Consider the following 23,616-nt stretch of genomic DNA (forward strand, 5'->3'; position numbering starts at 1 on the left):
GGGGACTACCAGGACGACTTGCGAACCCCGGGCAGATGGCCCGCGTGGGCCTGCTCCCGCAGCGACACCCGGGACAGCCCGAACGTCCGGAAGTACCCGCGCGGGCGTCCGTCGACCTGGTCCCGGTTGCGCACGCGCGTGGCGCTCGCGTCGCGCGGCTGGTGGCACAACTCCTGCTGTGCGGCGAGCCGTTCGGCCTCAGGCGTCGACGGACGCCGGATGATCTCCTTGAGCTCGGCCCGCCGCCGGGCGTACCGCGCGACGGTCTCCCGCCGCCGCTCGTTCTTCGCGATCTTGCTCTTCTTGGCCATCAGACCCGCCCCCCGCGCGCGCGGATGCGCGCCACGGCCGCCTCGACGCCGATCGCGTCGACGGTCTTGATCCCCTTCGCGCTCAACTTCAGGCGCACGAAGCGGGCCTCGCTCGGCAGCCAGTACCGCTTGCTCTGGATATTGGGGTCGAAGCGGCGGGAAGTGCGCCGGTGGGAGTGGGAGATGTGGTTGCCGAAGCCGGGCCGGGCCCCGGTCAGCATGCAGTGGGCGGACATGGGTGACGCACCTCTCCTGAAACGTTGTCGTAAATGGAATTCATTTTCAGTAAGATAGCAGCCATGGCTCGCAACGAACTCCGCCCGGTCATCAAGCTCCGGTCCACGGCCGGGACCGGCTACACGTACGTCACCCGCAAGAACCGCCGCAACGACCCGGACCGCATGACCCTGCGCAAGTTCGACCCGGTCGTCGGCCGGCACGTCGACTTCCGAGAGGAGCGCTGAACCGCCATGCGCAAGGGAATCCACCCGCCGTACGGCCTCGTCGTCTTCCGTGACCGGGCCGCGAACCACGCCTTCCTCACCCGCTCGACGATGACCAGCGAGAAGACGATCGAGTGGGAGGACGGCCGGACCTACCCGGTCGTCGACGTCGAGATCTCCAACGTCAGCCACCCCTTCTACACCGGCACCGCGCGCGTGCTGGACACCGCCGGACGCGTGGAGCGCTTCGAGCGGCGGTACGGGAAGCAGGGCTGATGCTTTCCGTCGTGATCGTCGGCGGTCTGCACGCCGACGCCCGCAGGGCCGCCGTGGACCGGCTGCTCGCCCAGGTGCCCGGCAGCGTCGTGCTCCACCACGACCTGGCCACGGCCCCCGCCGGCACGGTCGTCCGGACGATCCGCGACGCCACCGGCGTCCGTGACACGGGGGAGGCGCCCCTCGTCAACGACTGCGCGTGCTGCGCCCTGCGCGAGGACCTGGTGCCGGAACTGCGACGGCTGGCCGATCAGGGAACCCCGCTCGCGATCGTCGAGCTGTGGGACTCCGTCGAGCCCAAGGCGATGGCGGAGGTGGTCACCTCCGGCGGCCTCACCGTCACCGGCGTGGTCACCGCCGTGGACCCGGCACTGCTGCTGCCGTACCTCGGCAACGGCGACGACCTGGCCGAGCGGGGCCTGGCAGCCGCCGCCACCGACCAGCGCACCGTCGCCGACACCTTCGCGCGCCAGCTGGAGTACGCCCCCGTCCTGGCCGTCCTCGACTCCCCGGAAGCCGACGACGAGGACCGCGAACTGCTCACCCAACTACACCCCACGGCCCACCAGGTACGGATCGACCCTGGCGGCCCACAGCTCGACGACCGCCTTCCGCCACCTGGCCCAGGCGACCTTCGTGCCGGTCCGGGTGACGGCGACCGTCCGGCCACCGACCACGCCGACCCGCCAACCGGTCCCAGCGGCCCTACGGCGGGACGCAGCACCCCGCCTCCCGGCCCCGGCGCCCCGTCTGACCGTTCCAGTACCCCGCCGCACGGTCCCAGCGCCCCGCCCTCCGGCCAAGGCGCCCTGGCCGTCGCCGTCCTCTCCGGCTTCGACGTGGAAGCGGCCGCCGCCGCCCAGCACCCCGCCTGCGCGCTGCTGCCCGTCGAGGCCGACGCGTACGGCGTCTCCACTCTCGTCTGGCATCGGCGCCGCCCCTTCCACCCGGAACGGCTGTACGCGGCGCTGGAGGACCTGACCTGCGCCGCCGCCCGCAGCCGGGGCCGGTTCTGGCTCGCCGACAAGCCCGACATGCTCCTCCACTGGGACGCGGCCGGGGGCGCCCTGTGCGTGGAGAGCGCCGGCCCCTGGCTCGCCTCCCTCCCCGACGCGGCCTGGGAACTCGTCCCGCCCGTGCGCCGAGCCGCCGCGGCCCTGGACTGGCATCCGGAGCACGGCGACCGCGGTCAGCACCTCGTCTTCACCTCGCCCGGCCTGGACCGGGACGGTCTGGAGCGGTTGCTGGAGTCCTGCCTGCTCACCGATGCCGAGTACGCCGCCGGGCGCGACGCCTGGAAGCGGCTGCCGCCCGTCTTCGACACCCTCCTGGAGGTCTGACCCCATGCCCCGCAAGCCCGAACGCAAGCCCGCCAAGAACCGCCCCAACCCGCTGGACCAGGCCGGCGTCGAGTACATCGACTACAAGGACACCGACCTGCTCCGGAGGTTCGTCTCCGACCGCGGCAAGATCCGCAGCCGCCGCGTGTCCCGGATCTCCGCACAACAGCAGCGACAGCTGGCCAAGGCCGTCAAGAACGCGCGTGAGATGGCGCTCCTGCCCTACGCGAGCCGCTGACCCGACGACCGAAACGGCACACCGTCGAGGGGCCGCACCCCACCGCCCGACCCGCCGCCGACGCCAGACCGTTCCGCCGGCGGCCGACACCGCACCCACGACCAGGCGCCCTCTGCGCTCACCGACGTACGGCACCCACCTAATCCGTACGAGTGTCTCTGGCGCACCCGTCCGAATCGTCTCGGCGGGCTGCTCGGTCGTATGCCCGACGAAGACCTGACAGGGACACCGCACCCGATGACGGCCTCACCGTCATCGGGTGCGGTCGTTTCGCCGAGCAGGTGCCGGACGCACAGCCCTCCGGCACCAGGTAGCCGCCCGACCTCGGCAAGGCGGATGCCGGGCGTCCACTGGGAGGGCGGCGATCCGGTCAAGACCGTCGGCCGAGACGTTCACAGTTGTTGGAACACGAACGGCTCTGTGTGCGTCTGTTCCTAATACACGAGGGATTCGATCCGGACGATCCGGCTCGGCAGACAGCGCGGAAGGTCATGGGCGGGGGATGACGGGGAAGACGTCGTCGAAGCGCACGTCACAGCTGTAACCGCGGGAACACCCCACGTGCACGTGCATCTGCCCGTGCATCCTCCCATGCATCTGCACATGAACAGGGTTATGATCCGGGTCAGTTGACCAATGCATCAATGGCCTCACCAGCCAGTGCACCACCGGGGAGCGACCTGTGGACCACGACGTGTACGACGTTGACGACGCGTCCGGCGTGTACAACGGCATGGCCGCGACCCGGCTCAGCGGTGTCGCCTGGCAGAAGAGCAGGCACAGCAACTCGCAGGGCTCCTGCGTGGAGTTCGCCAGGTTGCCCGGCGGTGATGTAGCCGTGCGCAACTCGCGCTTTCCGGACGGACCGGCGCTCGTCTACACCCGCGCCGAGATCGAGGCGATGCTCCTGGGCATCAAGGACGGCGAGTTCGACCACTTGATAGCGGGCTGACACCCGGCCGGGCAACTCGCGAAACATTTCGGGCAATTGGTGGCCAGTACCCACCGTGATGGACTGGTTACGCGCGTAGAACCGCGACGCCGCGAAGCGCCGCGGTTCCTCACTCGGCGGGGCTCGGCTGCGGCCCCTGCGGCAGCCGGAACAGCGCCCAGACCACCTTGCCGTTGAGCGTGCCGGCCAGCGGGTGCCAGCCCCAGCCGTCGGCGAAGGAGTCCACCAGGAACAGCCCGCGCCCGGACTCCGCCGAGAAGTCGTCCGAGTCGCGGGCGACCGGGCTGTCGTGGCTGGGGTCGCGCACCGCGCACACCAGCCGCTCGGTCCACCGCATCAGATGCAGCCGTACCGGAGGCGTCTGCTCACACCCGCGGGGGTGGGTCGACGGCAGGGCGTGGCGCAGCGCGTTGGTGACGAGTTCGGACACGACCAGGCAGACGTCGTCGAATCGTTCGCCTATGTCCCACTGGTCCAGTGTTCTGCGGGTGAACTGCCGTGCCTCGCGCACCGCTTCGTAGCGGGCGGGCAGTGCGCAGGAGGCGGCGTTGGACACGGCCGCGGGATCCAGCGGCGGAAGGCCCTGCCGTAACGGCTCGAGCATGGTCGATCCATTCGTCCCCATGCGAGGCACTCCCGGGAATTCGCGGTCGTTGCGATGCAGCGGTTGCGCGGGACCATGGTTTCGGATGCGTACAGCAGATGCAAGGGCAGATGCACGTGCACGTGACCGAATTGGACCCTCCCGTACCGCTTGTTGGCCATTTTTTCCGCCATCTTCTCGCTCCCCGCTTGCCTTCCGCTTCCCCCTTCCTGAAGGAAATCTTTGGCTTCTTTCCGTCTCTGTAATCAGGCGAGTACAGCTCGGAGTGTTTTAGTGGCAGACTTCGGGCCCTGGAGAGGTTGGGGAGGCTGGCGAACGTGAGCGCGGGAGAGCCCGGATCGGTGGTGCGGCGCATGCTGCTCGGCTCGCAACTCAGGCGACTGCGTGAGGCACGCGGGATCACGCGTGAGGCCGCGGGGTATTCGATCCGCGCGTCCGAGTCGAAGATCAGCCGGATGGAGTTGGGCCGGGTGAGCTTCAAGACCAGGGACGTCGAAGACCTGTTGACGCTGTACGGCATCACGGACGAGGTCGAGCGCACCTCGCTGCTCTCCCTCGCCAAGGAGGCCAACGTCGCGGGCTGGTGGCACAGTTACTCCGACGTGCTGCCCAGCTGGTTCCCCACCTACGTCGGCCTTGAGGGCGCCGCCGCGCTGATCCGCGCGTACGAGGTGCAGTTCGTGCACGGTCTGCTGCAGACCGAGGCCTACGCCCGCGCGGTCGTCCGGCGTGGAATGAAGGGCGCGAGCGAGGCCGACGTGGAGCGGCGGGTGGCGCTGCGCCTGGAGCGGCAGAAGTACCTCGTCGACGAGAACGCCCCGGAGTTCCACATCGTCCTCGACGAGGCCGCCCTGCGCCGCCCCTACGGCGACCGTGAGGTGATGCGCGGTCAGCTCCAGCACCTCATCGAGATCTCCGAGCGGCCCAACGTGCGCCTGCAGATCATGCCGTTCAGCTTCGGCGGCCACTCCGGCGAGTCCGGCGCCTTCACCATCCTCAGCTTCCCGGAGTCCGACCTGTCGGACGTGGTCTATCTGGAGCAGCTCACCAGTGCGCTGTATCTGGACAAGCACGAGGACGTCGCCCAGTACGAGAAGGCGCTGAAAGAGCTCCAGCACGACAGCCCGGGCCCGCACGAGAGCCGGGACCTTCTCCGGGGTCTCCTCCAACTGTCTTGAAACACAAGTACGATGACGCGTGATCAGACCGTGGGGATGATCTGACCGTGGAGCTGATCAGAAGCTGATCAGGTGTCCGCAGGGATGCCCGTTAGGGGATTGAGGGATCACATGTCGTCCTACTTCACCGACCTGGCCCAGCAGTACATCGACGGCGAGTGGCGCCCGGGCTCCGGCTCCTGGGACATCATCGACTTCAACCCGTACGACGGTGAGAAGCTCGCCTCGATCACCATAGCCACGGTCGACGAGGTGGATCAGGCCTACCAGGCCGCGGCCCGCGCTCAGAAGGAGTGGGCCGCCACCAACGCGTACGCGCGCCGCGCCGTCTTCGAGAAGGCCCTCCGGCTCATCGAGGACCGGGAGGCGGAGATCAGCGAGATGATCATCGCCGAGCTCGGCGGCACGCGGCTGAAGGCGGCCTTCGAACTGCACCTCGCCAAGGAGTTCCTGCGCGAGGCGGTCCACCTGGCGCTGCGCCCCGAGGGCCGGATCATCCCCTCCCCGGTGGACGGCAAGGAGAACCGCGTCTACCGCGTCCCGGTCGGGGTCGTCGGTGTGATCAGCCCCTTCAACTTCCCCTTCCTGCTGTCCCTGAAATCGGTCGCCCCGGCCCTCGCGCTCGGCAACGGCGTGGTCCTCAAGCCCCACCAGAACACCCCGATCGTCGGCGGCACCCTGGTCGCGAAGCTCTTCGAGGACGCGGGCCTGCCCGGCGGTCTGCTCAACGTCGTCGTGACCGACATAGCCGAGATCGGCGACGCCTTCATCGAGCACCCGATCCCGAAGGTCATCTCCTTCACCGGCTCCGACAAGGTCGGCCGCCACGTCGCGACGGTCTGCGCCTCGAACTTCAAGCGTTCGGTCCTCGAACTCGGCGGCAACAGCGCGCTGGTGGTCCTCGACGACGCCGACCTCGACTACGCCGTCGACGCCGCGGTGTTCAGCCGTTACGTCCACCAGGGCCAGGTCTGCATGGCCGCCAACCGCGTCCTGGTCGACCGTACGATCGCCGACGAGTTCACGGAGAAGTTCGTCGCCAAGGTGAGGACGCTCAAGGCCGGCGACCCGCGCGACCCGGAGACCGTCATCGGCCCGGTCATCAACTCCTCGCAGGCGGACGCCCTTTCGGGAGTCGTCGAGCAGGCCGTGGCCGAGGGCGCGACCGCCCTGGTACGGGGTGCGACCACCGACAACCTGGTCGAGCCGTCCGTCCTGACCGGCCTCCCGGCCGACTCCGCCCTGCTCCGGCAGGAGGTCTTCGGACCGGTCGTGTTCCTCGTCCCGTTCGACGGCGAGGAGGAGGCCGTACGCCTCGTCAACGACACCCCCTACGGCCTCAGCGGCGCCGTCCACACCGGGGACGTCGAGCGGGGCGTCTCCTTCGCCAAGCGGATCGACACGGGCATGTTCCACGTGAACGACGGCACCGTCCACGACGAGCCGATCGTCCCCTTCGGCGGCGAGAAGCACTCCGGGCTCGGCCGTCTGAACGGCGAGACGATGCTGGACGCGTTCACCACGCTGAAGTGGATCTCGGTGCAGCACGGGCGGAGCGGGTTCCCCTTCTAGGGTTTTCCCCGGCTTCCGGGGATGCCTCCGAAGCCCTGGGATTTCTCCGGGCTGAAGTTTTCGCGGACGGGCCATTGAGGCCGGCATCTGACCTCAATGGCCCGTAGCTTCGTGGGTGTCAGGCGAGAAGCCCCACCGACGAAAGGCGGCCGGCCATGGTCACGCACGTTCCCGCGGAAGCACCCGGCGACGAGCGCGGAGCACTGCTCAACTTCATCGCGGAGCAGCGCGGCGGCATCCGCCGGTCGGTGCTGGGTCTGACCGACGAGCAGGCCTCCTCCCGCCCCAGCGCCAGCGAGTTGTCCCTGGCCGGACTGCTCAAGCACGTCGCCGAGGTCGAGCAGGGCTGGATCGCCCGCGCCACGGGTGAGCCGCCCGCCGTCCACCGGGACGAGACGAACTGGCACGAGTGCTTCCAGCTGGTGGGCGACGAGACCGTGGAGCAGCAACTCGCGTACTACGAGAAGGTGGCCGCCGAGACGGAGGCGTTCATCCGGTCGGTCCCGAGCCTGGACGACACCTTCCTGCTGCCGGCCGCGCCCTGGAACCCCAAGGACGAGTGGCTGTCGATGCGCTGGCTCTGCCTGCACCTGATCCGCGAGACCGCCCGGCACGCCGGGCACGCCGACATCATCCGGGAGTCGCTGGACGGGAAGACGGCCTTCGAGCTGGTGGCCCTCGCCAACGGCTGAGCTCGTGGGGTGGGCCGAAGGCATAGGTCATGTCCTGAGCGCAAATCCGAGGTCATAACCTGGACCGCATGTCAGCGATCCGTCTCCTGGTGCTCGGCGCGGTCCGCCAGCACGGCCGGGCCCACGGCTATCAGGTGCGCAACGACCTGGAGTACTGGGGCGCGCACGAGTGGTCCAACGCCAAGCCCGGCTCGATCTACCACGCCCTGAAACAGATGGCGAAGCAGGGGCTGCTGCACGCCCACGAGATCGCGCCCTCCACGGCCGGAGGCCCGCCCCGCACCGAGTACGAGATCACGGAGCAGGGCACCGAGGAGTACCTCCGGCTGGTCCGGGAGGCGCTGGTCTCCTACGACCAGAAGATGGACGTCAAGTCGGCGGCCATCGGCTTCATGGTCGACCTCCCGCGCGCGGAGACGGTGGCCCTGCTCAAGGAACGCGTCCGGCGCAGCGAGGAGTGGCGCTCGGCGGTCACCGAGCACTACGTCCCCGAGGAAGGCCCCGGCCAGTTGGGCCACATCGGCGAGATCATGAACCTCTGGGTCCACACGGCGGACGCCGAGGCCGAGTGGACCCAGGGGCTGATCGAGCGGATCGAGGGCGGTGCGTACACCTTCGCGGGGGAGGGCGAGCCGTTCGTGGGCGTCCTCGCGGAGGGCGAGGAGAACCCGTACGCGACGGGGGAGCGGCATCCCGGGGATGGCGGGTAATCAAGTTTGACGAACATGGTCCCGGGTATTACTCTCGAGCTTGTAGTCAACTTTGACTAGCGAGGGAGTGGTCGTGTCCGACCCGGCGATCCACGTCGAAGGCGCACACAAGAGGTACGGCGAGAAGAAGGCCCTGGACGGTCTCGACCTGCGGGTCAACCGCGGGACGGTCCACGGCGTGCTGGGCCCGAACGGCGCCGGCAAGACGACTTTGGTCCGCGTCCTGTCCACGCTGCTGCGGCCCGACGGCGGCCGCGTCGAGGTGGCCGGCTACGACGTAGTACGGCAGGCCCGCGAGGTCCGCCACCGCATCGGCCTGCTCGGCCAGCACGCGGCCCTCGACGAGGAGCTCGGCGGCCGCCAGAACCTGGAGATGTTCGGCCGCCTGTACCACCTCGGCGCCCGCCACGCGCGCGTGCGGGCCGACGAGCTCCTGGACCGCTTCGACCTGGCCGACACCGGCCGCAAGGCGGTACGGCAGTACAGCGGCGGTATGCGGCGCCGCCTGGACCTCGCCGCGTCCCTGATCACCGATCCGGAGGTGCTGTTCCTGGACGAACCCACGACCGGCCTCGACCCCCGTGGCCGTGCCGAGGTGTGGGCCGCGGTCCGCTCCCTGGTGGGCGGCGGTACGACGGTCCTGCTCACCACGCAGTACCTGGAGGAGGCCGACCAGCTCGCCGATCGCATATCGGTCGTCGACTCGGGACGGGTCGTCGCCGACGGCACGGCCGATGAGCTGAAGGAGGCCACCGGCGGCGACCGTATCGACGTCGTCCTGCGCGACGCGGGACAACTGGGCGCCGCGGTTGCCCTGTTGCCGTTCGACCCGGCGGGCGTCCGGGTCGACGCCGACCGCCGGCTGCTGAGCGCCGCGGTCACCGACCGGATGGCGGCGCTCTCCGGGGTCGTACGGGCCCTGGAGGAGGCCGGCATCGAGGCGGCGGACGTGGCCCTGCGCCGGCCGACCCTGGACGAGGTGTTCCTGCATCTGACGGCGGACCGTGCCAAGGAGGCCGTATGACCACGTACGCACTGACCGACTCCTGGACCATGACCCGCCGCGAACTCGCCCACTGGGCGCGGCAGCCGGTCCAGATGGTCGTCGGGCTCGTCTTCCCCGTGATGCTGCTGGTGATGTTCGGCTACCTGGTCGGCGGCGGCCGGGGCGTGCGGGGCGACTACATCGACTATCTGGTGCCCGGCATGCTCGCGCTCACCATGGCCTTCGGTCTGGAGGCCACGATGATCGCCGTCACCCAGGACCTGAACAAGGGCGTCATCGACCGGTTCCGCTCGATGCCGATGACCAACGGCGCCGTGCTGGTGGGCCGTTCGGTCGCGGACATGCTCCAGTCGGCGCTCGGCCTGGCGGTGCTGATCGGTGTCGGCCTCGCGCTCGGCTGGCGGGCGAACGGCTCGCCGGGCGGTTTCCTGGGCGCGGTCGGCCTGCTGCTGCTGTTCCGGTTCGCGATGCTGTGGATCGGCATCCATCTGGCGATGGTGGCGGGGAAGCCGGAGATGGTGCAGGCCGTGCAGATCCTGGTCTGGCCGGTCGGGTTCCTCTCCAATGCCTTCGCCACCCCCGACTCCATGCCGGGCTGGCTGGGCACGGTGGTCGAGTGGAACCCGATGTCCCAGACCGCGACCGCCGTCCGGGACCTCTTCGGCAGCCCGGGCGGCGAACCGGGCCACATCTGGGCGGCGGTCCTATGGCCGCTGGTCCTGCTGGCGGTGTTCTTTCCGCTGGCGGTGCGACGGTTCGGGCGGTTGAGCAAGTAGCCCGGCCCAAGGGCCGAGTCGTCCGGCTCCAGGGCTGAGAGAAAAGAAGTCCTGCGAGGAGTGGAACCCGAGCCCGGTCCGCGGTGTACCAGAAGCAGCAGTCCGCTGCTGACCACCGCAGACCGGGGGGATCCATGAGATTTCATACGTCGAGGGCGATGCTGTCGCTCGGGGCCGCGGCCGCGGTTCTGCTCCCGCTCCTGTCGCTGGCCGCCTGCGACGCGGCGAGGCCGGAACCCCGGCCCGGGGGCGCCTCGACCGCTCCCGCTCCGCGCATACCCTCCGCTCCGGGCCTGCCCGGCTGGTCCCACAGTCTCGGTTTCGCCGCCGACGGCTCGGGCTTCGCCCTGCTCGCGGAGTGCGCGCCAGCGCGGTGCGAACAGCATGTCGCAGTCCTCGACAAGAGCGCCCGTCGCTGGGGCCTGGCCACGTCACCCTTGCCGGACGTCACCGGAGACCTCGGGATCACCGCGGGGCTCACGACGCTGGGGCCGGGCCGCGCCGTGATCATCGACCAGAGCGACAACGGGCAGGAGCCGGCCCCGACCTGGTTCACCCGGGACGGCGGCCTCACCTGGACCCGCGGTTCGACCGAGCCGACGGGCAGGACGGCGACCGTCCCCGAGGGAGCTCTCCTGACCGAGGAGTGCCTGGAACCGGAGCCGGACCTCAGCTCCTGCGCCCGCAACCGCCTGCTCGTGGTCATGCCCGACACCGGGGAACACCGCGTCCTGAAGGGGCGGCCGCCCTTGAAGGGCATCCTCGCCCCGGCCGGTGACGTGGCCCGCGACGCGCTCTTCGTCTCCGGCCTCGACGACTCCGGCCGCCCTGCACTGGCGAAGAGCGAGGACCGCGGGCGCACCTGGACGGCGACGCGTATCGCCACTCCCGGCAAGGACGCCTGGGGCTTTCGGGTCGTCCCCGCCGCCGGGCGTCTCTACGCCGTCCAGCCGGGTCAGCTCCCGGAGGAGGAGCAGGTGAAGAACGGCCTGCGCGCGATCCACACCAGCACCGACGGTGGCAGCACCTGGACCCGGGTCTGGACCTACCGCGCGGGCGTGGAACCCCTGTCGATCCTCGGCGACCCCGTCACGGCCGCCGACGGAAGCGTCACGGTGCACGGCGAGACCGGCGTCTGGCGCAGTACCGACGGCGCCCGCGGCTTCAGCCCCCGCGGCGGCGGCCGAGCCCCGTCCGGCTCGGTGACCCGCACCCCGCTCGGCTGGCTGTGGAGTGACAGCTACGGCAACGGCGCGTACCGCATATCGGCGGACGGGGTGCGCTGGCACCGGTTCTCTCTGGGGGAGGCGGCCCGGTGAGAGCCGCCGACGGAGCGGGCCTCAGTGATGGAACGCGGTCGCCTGCCCCACGTCCCGGCCCAAGGGATGCGACTGGCGTCGCAGTTCCGGCAGCAGCCGTTCCAGGTCCTCGATCAGCAGGGTCGCGAGGTCGGTGGAGAAGCCGTTGCGGCACACCACCCGCAGCACGGACAGGTCCTCGCGGTTCGGCGGGAAGGTGTACGCGGGCACCAGCCAGCCGTGCTCCCGCAGCCTGCGGGAGACGTCGAAGACGTCGTACGCCTTCACCTCGGGCGCCGTGGTGAAGGCGAAGACGGGCAACTGGTCGCCCCGGGTCAGCAGTTCGAAGTCACCGAGGGACTCCACGCGCTCGGCGAGGTGGGTCGCGACGTCCCGGGAGGCCTGCTGGACGGCCCGGTAGCCCTCACGGCCCAGCCGCAGGAAGGTGTAGTACTGCGCGACGACCTGGGCGCCGGGGCGGGAGAAGTTGAGCGCGAAGGTCGGCATGTCGCCGCCCAGGTAGTTCACCCGGAAGACGAGTTCCTCGGGCAGCGCCTCCCTGTCGCGCCACAGGGCCCAGCCGACACCGGGGTAGACCAGCCCGTACTTGTGCCCGGAGGTGTTGATCGACGCCACCCGCGGGAGGCGGAAGTCCCAGACCAGGTCCTCGTCCAGGAAGGGGGCGATCATCGCGCCGGAGGCGCCGTCCACGTGCACCGGGATGTCGAGCCCGGTGCGTTCCTGGAGGGCGTCCAGTGCGGCGCACAGGTCGGCGATCGGCTCGTAGGAGCCGTCGAAGGTGGAGCCGAGGACGCCCACGACCCCGATGGTGTTCTCGTCGCACAGCTCGGCCGCCGCCTGGGGATCGAGGTGGAAACGCCCGCCCTCCATGGGCACTTGGCGCGCCTCGACCTCCCAGAAGTTGCAGAACTTGTCCCAGCAGACCTGGACGTTCACGCCCATGACGAGATTGGGGCGGCCGCCGGTGTTCCGTTTGCTCCAGCGGCGCTTGAGCGCCATCCCCGCGAGCATGCACGCCTCGCTCGAACCGGTCGTCGAGCAGCCCACGGCGGCCGACGGGTCAGGCGCGTGCCAGAGGTCGGCGAGCATCGCCACACAGCGCCGCTCCAGCTCGGCGGTGCGGGGGTACTCGTCCTTGTCGATCATGTTCTTGTCCCGGCACTCCGCCATCAGCACCCCCGCCTGCGGCTCCATCCAGGTGGTGACGAAGGTGGCAAGGTTCAGCCGGGAGTTGCCGTCCAGCATCAGCTCGTCGTGGACGACCTGATAGGCCGTCATCGGCGGCAGCGGGCCGTCCGGGAGGCGGTGCTGGGGCGGTGCCTCGGTCATCTCGACGACCGGGTTGGCCTGGCCGTAGAAGGGGTTGACGGACAGGGGGCGGTCATCGGGCCGGGTGGGGCCCTTGTGCAGCGCCATTGGGTCTCCTTGAGCGACGGGGGAATTCAGCGGATCGGGGTGCTGTCTTCGCGCAGCTGCATCTGGGGACGGCCCGTCACCAGCAGCCAGGCGGGCAGCGAGGCCACGCACAGCACGGCGATGACGGAGGGGGAGGAGACCAGGACGGCGGCGACGAACAGGCTGATCCAGCCCTGCCGGGTGATGGCGAGCAGCACACCCAGCACGCCCGTCGCGACGCCGAGCGCCGGATGCACCTCCGGCACCAGCGCGTGGGCGCACAGGCCGAGGGAGACACCGACGAAGACCGCGGGGAAGATCCGCCCGCCCCGGAAGCCGCAGCAGGTCGCGACGACCAGCGCGGCCAGCTTCACCACCGCCATCGTGGCGAACTCGCCGGCCGACCATCCGTCGGGATCGGCGGCCAGCTCCGCGACCTCGTCCAGCCCCTTGAAGAGCGTCAGATGCCCGCCCAGCGCCGCCAGCAGCCCCAGGACCAGCCCGCCCACCGGAAGCATCAGCATCGGGTGCCGCAGCCGCGCGAACGCCGCATGGACGTAGGGGAAGGCGTACACCGCCGCCAGGCCCAGCAGCGCGGCCGCCGAGGCGACGACCAGCGCCGCCAGCAGATCGGCCCAGCCGGGGTGTCCGAAGGCCGGCAGATCCAGGTCGAAGGTCGGATGGGCGACCAGTGTGGTGGTGATCGCGCCGGCCGTGGCCGCCATCAGCGGGGCGAAGACGTTGTCCCACAGGGCCCCCCGCACCTTGCGCCCGGCCAGGGCCTCCGAGATCACCAGGGCGGCTCCCACCGGCGTACCGAACAGCGCGCCGATCGTGGCCGCCTCCGCGAGCACCGGCCACAGCGCACCCGGCGCCCGGGGCAGGAACCGGCAGCCGAGCCAGAAGGTGAGTCCCACGTTGACGGCGATGATCGGGTTCTCCGGGCCGAGGCTCGGGCCGCCCGCGAGCATCAGCGCGGTCGCCAGCAGCAGGCCCGGCAGCACGGCGGGCGGCAGGACGGGGGCGTCCAGACCCACCGTGGCCGGATCGGGCCCGGCGTGACCGGGCGCCTTCCACACCACCAGACCGACGGCCACACCGGTCGCGGTCAGCATGATCATCATCCACAGCACGGAGTAGCGGCCCACTCCCAGCGCGTCGGGCAGGTTCTGCCACAGCACGTGCTGGAGGGCCTCGGCCGCCTCGCTCACTCCCAGGAACAGCAGGCTCGCGCCCACGCCCACCAGCAGGGCGGGGAGGATCAACGGCAGCAGGGCGCGTGCCGGGGTCGCCGGGGCGGCGGGCGCCTGCGGCGCGGTCTCCTGAGCCACGGGGACACGATAAGCGGGTGATTCCGGCAAAGCGGTCATATCGAATGGGCTTGCACCTCACGTGGCGTGAGGATTCACCGTGGAGTGCGTACCGAGAAGGGAGCGGACGAAGTGAGCTACTCCGTGGGACAGGTCGCGGGCTTCGCCGGTGTGACGGTGCGTACGCTGCACCACTACGACGACATCGGCCTGCTCGTCCCGAGCGAGCGCAGTCACGCGGGCCACCGGCGCTACGGCGACGGCGACCTCGACCGGCTGCAGCAGATCCTGTTCTACCGCGAGCTCGGCTTCCCGCTCGACGAGGTCGCCGCCCTGCTCGACGATCCGGACACGGACCCGCGCGCGCATCTGCGCCGCCAGCACGAACTGCTGACCGCCCGGATCGAGAAACTGCAGAAGATGGCGGCGGCCGTGGAGCAGGCCATGGAGGCACGCACGATGGGGATCAACCTCACGCCCGAGGAGCGCTTCGAGGTCTTCGGCGACAAGGACCCGGAACAGTACGCCGAGGAGGCGGAACGGCGCTGGGGCGGCACCGACGCCTACGCCGAGTCGCAGCGGCGCGCCGCGAGCTACACCAAGGACGACTGGAAGCGCGTCCAGGCCGAGAGCGCCGACTGGCTGGAGCGCTACAACGCCCTGATGGCCGCCGGCGAACAGCCGACCGGCCAGGCGGCGATGGACCTGGCCGAGGAACACCGCCGCCACATCGGCAAGTGGTACTACGACTGCCCGTACGAGATGCACCGGTGCCTGGGTGAGATGTACGTCTCGGACGAGCGCTTCAAGGCGTTCTACGACGCCACGCGCGAGGGTCTGGCCCAGCACCTCCGGGACGCGATCACGGCGAACGCCGCCCGCCACGACGCATGAGGTCCGGCCCGGGGGTCCTACTCCCGGGCCACGACCACGGCCGTCCCGTACGCGCACACCTCGGTGCCCACATCGGCGGCTTCCGTCACGTCGAACCGGAACGCGAGCACGGCATTGGCGCCACGCGCGCGTGCCTGCTCGACGAGCCGGTCCATGGCCTGGTTGCGGGTCTCCACCAGCGTCTTGGTGAGCCCTTTGAGCTCACCGCCGATCATCGACTTCAGCCCCGCGCCGATCTGGCTGCCCAGATGCCGGGAGCGCACCGTCAACCCGAAGACCTCACCGATGACCTCCTGCACCCGGTGGCCGGGTACGTCGTTCGTGGTCACCACCAGGACGTCGGGCTGAGGGCCCTGTCCACCGCCGTACTCTTCGATGCCCATGGTTCACAGCTTTGCCCGAGCCGGACCCCGGCGCATCCTTTGCGCGCCCATGGAACCTGGGGCTCCAGCGGTGCGTTGGTAGGAGTGCCGCGTTGGTACTTTTGAGCATCAGCCCCCGCCCGCCCCACCCCGCAGGAGCCACGAACCCGTGACCACGCTTGCGCTCGGCCCCGAGTGGCTCAGCCCGGACTACCTGATCGAGACCTTCAGCCTGCCCGGCATTCTGCTGATCGTCTTCGCGGAGTCGGGCCTCTTCGCCTTCCTGCCCGGTGACTCGCTGCTGTTCACGGCGGGCCTGTTCGTGGCCGAGGGGACGTACATCACCCAGCCGCTGTGGCTGGTCTGCACCCTGATCGTGCTCGCAGCCGTCATCGGCGACCAGGTCGGCTACATGATCGGCAAGTTCTTCGGCCCGAAGCTCTTCAACCGGCCCAACTCCAAGCTCTTCAAACAGGAGAACCTGGAGAAGGCCCACGAGTTCATGGAGAAGTACGGTCCGAAGGCGATCGTCCTGGCCCGCTTCGTCCCGATCGTGCGCACCTTCGCGCCCATCGTGGCCGGCGCCGGCCGGATGCAGTACCGCACCTTCCTGACGTACAACGTCATCGGCGGTATCGCCTGGGGCACCGGCGTCACCCTCGCCGGTTACTGGCTCGGCCAGATCTCCTTCATCAAGACCAACGTCGAGGCGATCCTCATCCTGATCGTCTTCATCTCGGTCGTCCCGATCATCGTCGAGTACCTCCGCGAGCGCTCCAAGAAGAAGCGGGCAGGGGCCCAGGCTCCGGCGGCCCCGCCGGCGCAGCAGCACCAGCAGTACCGGCAGCAGCCGCAGATGGACGACGCGACGACCCAACTCCGCCGCATCGACCCGACGGACGAGCCCCCGCAGCAGCAGTACGGCGACGAGTACTACGGCCGGCAGCAGCCCTACGCCCAGCAGTACCAGCAGCCCTACGGCAATCAGCAGCCCTACGGCAACCAGCAGCAGTACGGCGACCAGCAGCCCTACGGCGGCCAGCAGAACAACCAGTACCCGTACGACAACCAGGGCTACTGAGACCCCCGGAGGGGCGTGGGCGCTCAGAAACCGCGAGTCCGCTTCGCGGCCCTGCGCCCCGCCCCCGATCCGCCCGGAATCCGCAGGAACAGCCGCGAGATCTCCGACCCCAGGTTCACCCCGATGGCGATGGCCATGGCCAGGGAAGCGGCCGTGGCCAGCGACACCAGCCCCTTGTCCACCTCGTTCTGCGCGATGGACAACAGCCCGAAGTAGGTCGCGGACCCCGGCAGCAGGGGCCCGATCGCCGCGGTCGTGTACGGCAGGGCCGACGCGAACCGGTAGCGCGAGAGCAACTGCCCGAACAGCCCCACCAGGCCCGCCGCCACGGCCGTGGAAGCGACCGGTGACAGGCCGGCCGTGTAGTGCAGCGCGCCGTACACCGACCAGGCGACTCCACCGTTCAGGGTCACCGCCAGCACGGTGGAACGTTCCTGCTGCAGCAGCACCGCGAAGGTCAGCGACAGCAGCATCGACGCGCCGATCTGCCAGTACGGCCGCTCGGAGACGTTCAGGGCCGCGTCCGGATTCAGCTTGGCGCCGAGGTTCACGCCGAAGTACAGGATGATCAGCACCCCGACGACGATCCCCACGAAGAAGTACATGACCTCCAGCAGCCGCGCGGAGGCCGTGATGTAGAACCCGGTCAGCCCGTCCTGGACGCCCGCCACCAGGGCCCGCCCCGGCAGCAGCGCGAACAGCCCACCGGTGATCACCGCGGACGCCTTCGCGTCCACGTGCGCCAGATTCAGCGCGACCCCCAGCGCGGCCGGCGGCATCGCGGCCACCGTGAACTGGTAGAACTCCGGCAGCCCCCGCCCCGCGCAGAGCCACGCCAGCCGGTCGCCGAGCATCGCGCCCACCGCGGCGGCGATGAACACGATCAGATCACCACCGACCAGCACCGAGGCCGCGCCCGCCAGCAGCCCGCTCGCCGAGGTCAGCACCCAGGTCGGATACGGGTGCCGGTTGCGCCGGATCTCCGCGAGCCGCCGGTAGGCCTCCTCCAGGGAGAGGTGGCTCTCCGGGTCACTGAGGTCGTCCACCAGCCGGAACACGGCCGCGAGCCGTGTGTAGTCGGTCCCGCGGCGCCGTACCGTGCGCGCCGCCGAGACCGGATCGTCCACGAGGGACGGCTGGTAGGAGATCGACAGCAGGGTGAAGGTGACGTTCGGCTCACAGCGGTCCAGGCCGTAGGACCGGCAGACCGCGAACATCGCCGCCTCGACGTCCTCGGCGCCCTCACCGCCCGCCAGCAGCAGCTCGCCGATACGCAGGGTCAGGTCGAGCACGCGCGGGACGGCCGGACCCTCCTCCTCGACCTTGTGGATCCGTTCCGGCGCGGGCCGGTCGGCCACCGGCATGCGCAGCATCGTGCGCATCCGGTCCTGCCACGGCACGTTCTTCGTCAGACTGACCGCGGGGACGCCGGTCGCCGGAGTGAACGCGGGCGGCGCGTCCTTGGCGTGATAGGTGCGCGGCAGGCTGAACGCCGACCCCTCCGTCTCCACGGGCGGGCCCGGCGGGGCGTCGAAACCCCGGGGGAGCGCGAACTCGGACGATGTCTCCGACTCACCTCCCTGGGGGACGACGAGCCCTTCCGGAATGGCGAACTCGGATGTGATCTCGGGGTCGAACGTGCCGGTCGCCTCGTCCGACTGCGGCTTGCGGTCCTCCGCATCCGTCACTTGCGCAGCGCTCCCTGTACGACGCCATAAGGCCAAACCTCAGTATGCGCACACAAACACGATGGGCCGCACGCGTGCGCGTGCGGCCCATCGGTGGACTGGGTGCTCAGTGGCCGCCCTGGTCCTTGAAGCGCTTGTAGGAACGCTCGATCTCGGCCTCGGCCTCGGTACGGCCCACCCAGTCGGCGCCCTCGACGGACTTGCCGGGCTCCAGGTCCTTGTAGACCTCGAAGAAGTGCTGGATCTCCAGGCGGTCGAACTCCGACACGTGGTGGATGTCGCGCAGGTGCTCCACGCGCGGGTCGGTCGCCGGGACGCACAGCAGCTTGTCGTCGCCGCCCGCCTCGTCGGTCATCCGGAACATGCCGATCGCGCGGCACTTGATGAGACAGCCCGGGAAGGTCGGCTCGTCAAGAATGACCAGCGCGTCCAGCGGGTCGCCGTCCTCGCCGAGGGTGTTCTCGACGAAGCCGTAGTCGGTCGGGTAGGCGGTCGAGGTGAAGAGTCGACGGTCCAGGCGGATCCGACCGGTCTCGTGGTCCACCTCGTACTTGTTCCGCGAACCCTTCGGGATCTCGATCGTGACGTCGAACTCCACCGGTGGCTCCTCCATGATCAGCACATAGTTCTGGTGGTTAAGTGTCCCTCACGCAGGTGTGTGATCGCGAAAGGGGCTGGTGGTCGTGCCAGAGCTGAGGCCTTGGCGGGCCGCGGGACCGCGGCTGGCACGGATCGCGGGCGCCGTACGACCGCGTCTCGCACGGGCCGCGACGGCCACACGACCGCGGGTCGCGCGGCTTGGCCGAGCCGTGTCGACGCAGGTCACAAGGCCGAAGACCTGGCAGTACACCACCGGCGCCGCCACCGTCGGCCTGGCTCTGGCCATCGGGGTGGTGACCGCCGCCGGTCCCTGGGACTCCTCGGGTCAGCGTACGGCCGAGCGCGACCGGGCAGTCGCCCGGGAGCACATGGGTGGCGCAGATCACGGTCGTAATTCCGCTACGACCGCCCAGGGCCCCGAGCCCGCCCCCAGCGCCGCGTCCGTCCTGAGCGGACTCGGCGGCGCCGCCGGCCGGGTGAAGTCGACGCCCGGCCGGAAGGCCCTGGCAGCCGTCCTGGACCCGCTCCTGGACGCCCCCGCGCTCGGCGCCCGCCACTCCGCCGCCGTCGTGGACGTCACCACCGGCAGGCGCCTGTACGGCGCCGGCTCCGGAACCGCGCTCACCCCCGCCTCCACGACGAAGATCGCCACCGCCGCCGCGGTCCTGTCCGCCCTCGGCCCGGACCACCGCCTCACCACCCGCACCGCCCTGGAGACCGACACCGAGGAGCTCGTCCTCGTCGGCGGCGGCGACCCCACGCTCACCGCCCGCGAGGACGCCGACGGCCAGGCCAGTCTCCGCACCCTGGCGAAGGAGACGGCCGCCGCCCTGAAGAAGGACGGCGTGCGCGAGGTGACGCTGTCGTACGACACCACGCTCTACGCGGGGGACGAGATCCACCCGATCGGGCAGGACGAGAACCTCGCGCGGGTCAGCGCCCTGATGGTGGACGAGGCCCGGGTCGACGACTCCACCAGCGGAACCGCCACGCGCGTGCCCGACCCGGCGGCGGAGGCGGCCCGCGCGTTCGGGGACTTCCTCGCCGAGCACGGCATCAAGACCTCGTCCCCGGGCCCCTCCAAGGCGACCGGCCGCGCCGAGACCCTCGCGGAGGTGTCCTCGCCGCCGCTGTCCGCGCTGGTCGAACGCATGCTCACCAACAGCGACAACGACCTCGCCGAGGCCCTCGCCCGCCAGACCGCGGTGGCCACCGGGGAGCGTGCCGACTTCGCGGGAGCGGGCCGCGCGATCCACGCCGAACTCGAGCGGCTCGGACTGCCCGTGAAGGGCACCGAGTTCAAGGACGGCAGCGGCCTGAACCGCGACAACCGCCTCTCGGCGGATCTGCTGACGGCCCTGCTGGCCAAGTCCGGCGACCCGGCCCACCCCGAACTGCGGCCCATCCTCACGGGCCTGCCCGTGGCCGGTTTCACGGGCACCCTGACCACCCGTTACGGGGACGGGGCCGCCGGCATCGTACGGGCGAAGACGGGGACGCTGACCGGGGTGAACGCCCTGGCCGGAACGGTCGTGGACCAGGACGGCCATCTGCTGGCCTTCGCGTTCCTGGCCACGGACACCTCGAACCGGGACGCGGCCCAGTCGGCCCTGGACGCCACGGCCACGGCCCTGGCCGCATGCGGCTGCCGGTGAGCTCGGCCGGCGTCCGGCCGGCGCCCAGGTCCTCGCACACCGGACCCACCCCGTCAGGCGCGGCCAGCCCCGACGCCCTGCCCCAAGCGGCAGCGCTCACGTACGGTTGACGCATGACGAGCATCGGTGGTGCCGCAACTCCTGGGATGGTCGACTGGAACCTCGCGGTGGCGACCGCGACCCGGCTGATGCGGCCGGGCCCCGAGGTCAGCCGCGACGAGGCCCGTGCCGTCGTCGCCGAGTTGCGCCGGCACGCCAAGGCCTCGGAGGAACACGTCCGGGGCTTCACCGGTCTGGGCACCGAGGAGACCCACGACACCCCCGTCCTGGTGGTCGACCGGCCGGGCTGGGTCCGGGCCAACGTCGCAGGCTTCCGTGAGCTCCTCAAACCGCTCCTCGACAAGATGCAGGAGCGCCGCGGCGCGACCCCCGGCGGCGCGGTCCTCGGCGCCGTCGGCGGCAAGGTCACCGGCGTCGAACTGGGCATGCTGCTGTCGTTCCTGGCCTCGCGCGTCCTCGGCCAGTACGAGACCTTCGCCCCCGCCACCCGCGAGCTGCCCGCCGGAGCCAACGGCGGCGGGCGGCTGCTGCTCGTCGCGCCGAACATCGTGCACGTGGAGCGCGAACTCGACGTACAGCCCCACGACTTCCGCCTGTGGGTGTGCCTGCACGAGGAGACCCACCGCACCCAGTTCACCGCCGTGCCCTGGCTGCGGGACCACTTGGAGGGCGAAATCCAGTCGTTCTTGGGGGAGACCGACGTCGACCCCATGACCGTCCTGGAGCGCGTCCGGGAGGCCGCGCAGTCCCTCGCCGGCGGTCGGCCCGAGGCCGAGGAGGACGACGGCGGGCGCTCCTTCGTCGAGATCGTCCAGACCCCGGCCCAGCGCGAGATCCTCGGCCGGCTCACCGCCGTGATGTCCCTCCTGGAGGGCCACGCCGACTACGTCATGGACGGCGTCGGTCCGGCCGTGGTGCCCTCCGTCGCGGAGATCCGCGAGAAGTTCCAGCAGCGCCGCGCCAAGGGGGCATCCCGCCTGGACATGGCCCTGCGCAAGCTGCTGGGCCTGGACGCCAAGCTCCGGCAGTACCGGGACGGCGAGCGCTTCGTGCGGGCCGTCGTGGACCAGGTCGGCATGGACGGCTTCAACCGGGTGTGGACCTCCCCGAACACCCTCCCGACCAAGGCGGAGATCGCCAAACCGGCGGACTGGGTCGCGCGGGTGCACCGCAAGGCCGAGTCGTGACCCCCCGGGAGGGGTCGTGAAACGAATCCGGCCGACGGCAGGCGAACGCCCCTTCAATCACCCGTCCGAGGGACCGTGAGCCATGGACAGGCGTGCAATGCTCGGGGAACCGCCCGGTTCTGTCACCATCTACACACTCTGAGTGACCGAACCTCGGGCTCACCCCCGAAAACTTCATGAAGGGAACCGGACATGGGTCCCCATCCTGCGGTCGCGGCGATACGCCTGGCGGTCCGCCGCGTCCTCCACGACATCCTCAACGAAAACAGCCGTGTCTCCCGCGACACGCCGCTCTCGCCTGACACCCCGCTCTCCCCTGAACCCCCGCACGAGCGCCCGTCGTCGCCGCTCGTGCTCGTGGCGTGCTCCGGCGGCGCCGACTCCATGGCCCTCGCCTCCGCCCTCGCCTTCGAGGCCCCCAAACTCGGCATCCGCGCGGGGGGCGTCACCGTCGACCACGGCCTCCAGCCCGGCTCCGCTCTGCGCGCCGAGGAAGTCGTGCTGCGCCTGCGCGAACTCGGCCTCGACCCGGTCGAGTCCACCGCCGTGACCGTCGGCCGCGAGGGCGGGCCCGAGGCCGCCGCCCGGGACGCCCGCTACGCCGCCCTCGACGCCGCCGCCCAGCGCCACGGCGCCGCCGCGATCCTGCTCGGCCACACCCGCGACGACCAGGCCGAGACCGTCCTGCTCGGCCTCGCCCGCGGCTCCGGCATCCGCTCCCTGTCCGGGATGGCCGCGGTCTCGGGGGCCGACGGCCGCTACCGCCGCCCCTTCCTCGCCCTCGACCGGCAGACCGCCCGCCGGGCCTGCATGGTCCAGTCCCTCCCGGTCTGGGACGACCCGCACAACGCCGACCCCGCCTACACCCGCTCCCGCCTGCGCCACGAGGGCCTGCCCGCGCTGGAGAAGGCCCTCGGCAAAGGCGTCGTGGAGGCCCTCGCCCGTACGGCCCAACTGAGCCGCGACGACGCCGACGCCCTCGACGCCTGGGCCAGTCAGGCCGAGGCCTCCGTCCGTGACGCCGCGGGCCTGCTGGAGTGCGCCAAGCTCTACGCCCTCCCGCCCGCCGTGCGCCGCCGGATCCTGCGCCGCGCCGCCATCGAGGCGGGCGCCCCCGCGGGTTCGCTCTTCGCCCGACACATCGAGGAAGTCGACCGGTTGATCACCGGCTGGCGCGGCCAGGGGGCGATCAATCTCCCCGGCAAAGTCGTGGCCCAGCGCCAGGGTGGCAGACTGGTGATTCGGCAAGGCTGAATCCTCACCTCCTGTTCGGAGGGGCGGACGGCCGGTGGGACGACCGAAAGTGATGCGGGTGGACGCGAAAGACATGGGTGCCGACCTCCAGCAGGTGCTCATCACCAAGGAAGAGATCGACGCGAAGCTGGCCGAGCTGGCCGCGAAGATCGACGCGGAGTACGCGGGCAAGGACCTGCTCATCGTCGGCGTGCTCAAGGGCGCGGTGATGGTCATGGCGGACCTCGCCCGAGCGCTGTCCACCCCCGTCACCATGGACTGGATGGCCGTGTCCTCCTACGGCGCGGGCACCCAGTCCTCCGGCGTGGTGCGGATCCTCAAGGACCTCGACACCGACATCAAGGGCAGGCACGTCCTGATCGTCGAGGACATCATCGACTCCGGCCTGACCCTGTCCTGGCTGCTGTCCAACCTCGGCTCCCGTGAGCCCGAGTCGCTGAAGGTGTGCACCCTGCTGCGCAAGCCGGACGCCGCCAAGGTCGCCATCGACGTCGAGTGGGTCGGCTTCGACATCCCCAACGAGTTCGTCGTCGGCTACGGCCTCGACTACGCCGAGAAGTACCGCAACCTCCCGTTCGTCGGTACGCTCGCGCCCCACGTCTACGGGGGCTGACCCCTCACGGCTCGGCCGGGCCCCGGCCCGGCGCTGAGCCACAAGGGCGAGGCTTGTAGGACGATCGGGAACCCCAGCGCGGTTCGCGCCGTTGGAGCAT

The 23,616-nt window shown here is 70.5% G+C and carries 26 protein-coding genes; 18 read left to right on the plus strand and 8 right to left on the minus strand.

Annotated features, from left to right (window positions below):
• Positions 1–5: 5 nt before the first annotated feature.
• Both rpsN and rpmB read right to left on the minus strand, forming a co-directional pair.
• Positions 6–311 carry a 30S ribosomal protein S14 gene (gene rpsN / locus ACWDRW_RS13495; protein ID WP_451722838.1) on the minus strand — a complete coding sequence of 102 codons (306 nt, stop codon included), beginning with the start codon at positions 309–311 and terminating at the stop codon, positions 6–8.
• Positions 311–547, minus strand: a complete 237-nt coding sequence (gene rpmB / locus ACWDRW_RS13500; protein WP_451722840.1) for a 50S ribosomal protein L28 — start codon at positions 545–547, stop codon at positions 311–313. The genes rpsN and rpmB overlap by 1 nt, the downstream gene beginning before the upstream one ends.
• A gap of 63 nt (positions 548–610) precedes the next feature.
• Between rpmB and rpmG the strand changes: the two genes are divergently transcribed.
• The 5 genes from rpmG to ACWDRW_RS13525 all read left to right on the plus strand — a co-directional run bounded on the left by rpmG (position 611) and on the right by ACWDRW_RS13525 (position 3,560).
• Positions 611–775: a 50S ribosomal protein L33 gene (gene rpmG, locus ACWDRW_RS13505; RefSeq protein ID WP_187824252.1), complete on the plus strand. Its 165-nt coding sequence runs from the start codon at positions 611–613 to the stop codon at positions 773–775.
• A gap of 6 nt (positions 776–781) precedes the next feature.
• Positions 782–1,030, plus strand: a complete 249-nt coding sequence (locus tag ACWDRW_RS13510; RefSeq protein WP_451722841.1) for a type B 50S ribosomal protein L31 — start codon at positions 782–784, stop codon at positions 1,028–1,030.
• Entirely contained in the window at positions 1,030–2,370 is a 1,341-nt protein-coding gene (locus ACWDRW_RS13515) for a GTP-binding protein (protein WP_451722842.1), read from the plus strand. Before ACWDRW_RS13510 ends, ACWDRW_RS13515 begins: the two co-directional genes overlap by 1 nt.
• Positions 2,371–2,374: 4 nt before the next feature.
• Positions 2,375–2,608, plus strand: a complete 234-nt coding sequence (rpsR, locus tag ACWDRW_RS13520; protein WP_451722844.1) for a 30S ribosomal protein S18 — start codon at positions 2,375–2,377, stop codon at positions 2,606–2,608.
• 682 nt (positions 2,609–3,290) lie between these two features.
• Positions 3,291–3,560 (plus strand): DUF397 domain-containing protein, encoded by a 270-nt coding sequence (locus ACWDRW_RS13525; RefSeq protein WP_269660775.1) that lies wholly within the window; start codon positions 3,291–3,293, stop codon positions 3,558–3,560.
• A gap of 109 nt (positions 3,561–3,669) precedes the next feature.
• Here the strand turns inward: ACWDRW_RS13525 and ACWDRW_RS13530 are convergent, their stop codons facing one another.
• The gene (locus ACWDRW_RS13530) at positions 3,670–4,185 is read right to left on the minus strand and encodes an ATP-binding protein (RefSeq protein ID WP_451722846.1); all 516 of its coding nucleotides are present in this window, start codon (positions 4,183–4,185) and stop codon (positions 3,670–3,672) included.
• Positions 4,186–4,517: 332 nt separating this feature from the next.
• On the opposite strand from ACWDRW_RS13530, the gene ACWDRW_RS13535 reads away from it, so the two are divergent.
• From ACWDRW_RS13535 to ACWDRW_RS13565, 7 genes are all read left to right on the plus strand, one after another.
• Complete coding sequence (locus ACWDRW_RS13535; RefSeq protein ID WP_451722962.1) at positions 4,518–5,342, plus strand: helix-turn-helix domain-containing protein; 825 nt, start codon at positions 4,518–4,520, stop codon at positions 5,340–5,342.
• 111 nt (positions 5,343–5,453) lie between these two features.
• Positions 5,454–6,914 carry an aldehyde dehydrogenase family protein gene (locus ACWDRW_RS13540; RefSeq protein WP_451722847.1) on the plus strand — a complete coding sequence of 487 codons (1,461 nt, stop codon included), beginning with the start codon at positions 5,454–5,456 and terminating at the stop codon, positions 6,912–6,914.
• A 155-nt stretch (positions 6,915–7,069) separates the two neighbouring features.
• A complete protein-coding gene (locus ACWDRW_RS13545) occupies positions 7,070–7,606 on the plus strand; it encodes a DinB family protein (RefSeq protein WP_451722848.1) in 537 nt (178 codons plus the stop codon).
• Positions 7,607–7,674: 68 nt separating this feature from the next.
• Complete coding sequence (locus ACWDRW_RS13550) at positions 7,675–8,316, plus strand: PadR family transcriptional regulator (protein ID WP_451722850.1); 642 nt, start codon at positions 7,675–7,677, stop codon at positions 8,314–8,316.
• A gap of 73 nt (positions 8,317–8,389) precedes the next feature.
• Positions 8,390–9,340, plus strand: a complete 951-nt coding sequence (locus ACWDRW_RS13555; protein ID WP_451722853.1) for an ATP-binding cassette domain-containing protein — start codon at positions 8,390–8,392, stop codon at positions 9,338–9,340.
• Positions 9,337–10,098, plus strand: coding sequence for an ABC transporter permease (locus ACWDRW_RS13560; RefSeq protein WP_451722855.1), 762 nt, complete (start codon positions 9,337–9,339; stop codon positions 10,096–10,098). Before ACWDRW_RS13555 ends, ACWDRW_RS13560 begins: the two co-directional genes overlap by 4 nt.
• A 158-nt stretch (positions 10,099–10,256) precedes the next feature.
• The gene (locus ACWDRW_RS13565; RefSeq protein WP_451722856.1) at positions 10,257–11,417 is read left to right on the plus strand and encodes an exo-alpha-sialidase; all 1,161 of its coding nucleotides are present in this window, start codon (positions 10,257–10,259) and stop codon (positions 11,415–11,417) included.
• A 21-nt stretch (positions 11,418–11,438) separates the two neighbouring features.
• On the opposite strand, the gene ACWDRW_RS13570 is transcribed toward ACWDRW_RS13565, so the two are convergent.
• Both ACWDRW_RS13570 and ACWDRW_RS13575 read right to left on the minus strand, forming a co-directional pair.
• Positions 11,439–12,833, minus strand: coding sequence for a glutamate decarboxylase (locus ACWDRW_RS13570; RefSeq protein ID WP_451722857.1), 1,395 nt, complete (start codon positions 12,831–12,833; stop codon positions 11,439–11,441).
• Between the two features lie 26 nt (positions 12,834–12,859).
• Positions 12,860–14,143, minus strand: coding sequence for an ion channel protein (locus ACWDRW_RS13575; protein WP_451722858.1), 1,284 nt, complete (start codon positions 14,141–14,143; stop codon positions 12,860–12,862).
• A gap of 111 nt (positions 14,144–14,254) precedes the next feature.
• Here ACWDRW_RS13575 and ACWDRW_RS13580 point away from each other — a divergent pair, with 111 nt between their 5' ends.
• Complete coding sequence (locus ACWDRW_RS13580; RefSeq protein WP_451722860.1) at positions 14,255–15,016, plus strand: MerR family transcriptional regulator; 762 nt, start codon at positions 14,255–14,257, stop codon at positions 15,014–15,016.
• Between the two features lie 17 nt (positions 15,017–15,033).
• Here the strand turns inward: ACWDRW_RS13580 and ACWDRW_RS13585 are convergent, their stop codons facing one another.
• On the minus strand, positions 15,034–15,399 hold the full coding sequence (locus ACWDRW_RS13585; RefSeq protein ID WP_451722861.1) for a YbjQ family protein: 366 nt from the start codon (positions 15,397–15,399) through the stop codon (positions 15,034–15,036).
• Positions 15,400–15,547: 148 nt separating this feature from the next.
• Between ACWDRW_RS13585 and ACWDRW_RS13590 the strand changes: the two genes are divergently transcribed.
• Positions 15,548–16,459, plus strand: coding sequence for a VTT domain-containing protein (locus ACWDRW_RS13590; RefSeq protein WP_451722862.1), 912 nt, complete (start codon positions 15,548–15,550; stop codon positions 16,457–16,459).
• A gap of 23 nt (positions 16,460–16,482) precedes the next feature.
• Here the strand turns inward: ACWDRW_RS13590 and ACWDRW_RS13595 are convergent, their stop codons facing one another.
• Both ACWDRW_RS13595 and ACWDRW_RS13600 read right to left on the minus strand, forming a co-directional pair.
• A complete protein-coding gene (locus ACWDRW_RS13595; protein WP_451722864.1) occupies positions 16,483–18,147 on the minus strand; it encodes a threonine/serine ThrE exporter family protein in 1,665 nt (554 codons plus the stop codon).
• A gap of 106 nt (positions 18,148–18,253) precedes the next feature.
• Positions 18,254–18,745, minus strand: coding sequence for an inorganic diphosphatase (locus ACWDRW_RS13600; protein ID WP_031487466.1), 492 nt, complete (start codon positions 18,743–18,745; stop codon positions 18,254–18,256).
• A 79-nt stretch (positions 18,746–18,824) separates the two neighbouring features.
• Between ACWDRW_RS13600 and dacB the strand changes: the two genes are divergently transcribed.
• The 4 genes from dacB to hpt all read left to right on the plus strand — a co-directional run bounded on the left by dacB (position 18,825) and on the right by hpt (position 23,516).
• Positions 18,825–20,402, plus strand: coding sequence for a D-alanyl-D-alanine carboxypeptidase/D-alanyl-D-alanine endopeptidase (dacB, locus tag ACWDRW_RS13605; protein ID WP_451722866.1), 1,578 nt, complete (start codon positions 18,825–18,827; stop codon positions 20,400–20,402).
• Positions 20,403–20,515: 113 nt separating this feature from the next.
• Complete coding sequence (locus ACWDRW_RS13610) at positions 20,516–21,649, plus strand: zinc-dependent metalloprotease (protein ID WP_451722867.1); 1,134 nt, start codon at positions 20,516–20,518, stop codon at positions 21,647–21,649.
• A gap of 192 nt (positions 21,650–21,841) precedes the next feature.
• Positions 21,842–22,903, plus strand: a complete 1,062-nt coding sequence (gene tilS / locus ACWDRW_RS13615) for a tRNA lysidine(34) synthetase TilS (protein ID WP_451722868.1) — start codon at positions 21,842–21,844, stop codon at positions 22,901–22,903.
• Positions 22,904–22,955: 52 nt separating this feature from the next.
• Entirely contained in the window at positions 22,956–23,516 is a 561-nt protein-coding gene (gene hpt / locus ACWDRW_RS13620; protein ID WP_269664621.1) for a hypoxanthine phosphoribosyltransferase, read from the plus strand.
• Positions 23,517–23,616: the final 100 nt, after the last annotated feature.

Source organism: Streptomyces sp. NPDC003635 (genome assembly GCF_053587635.1).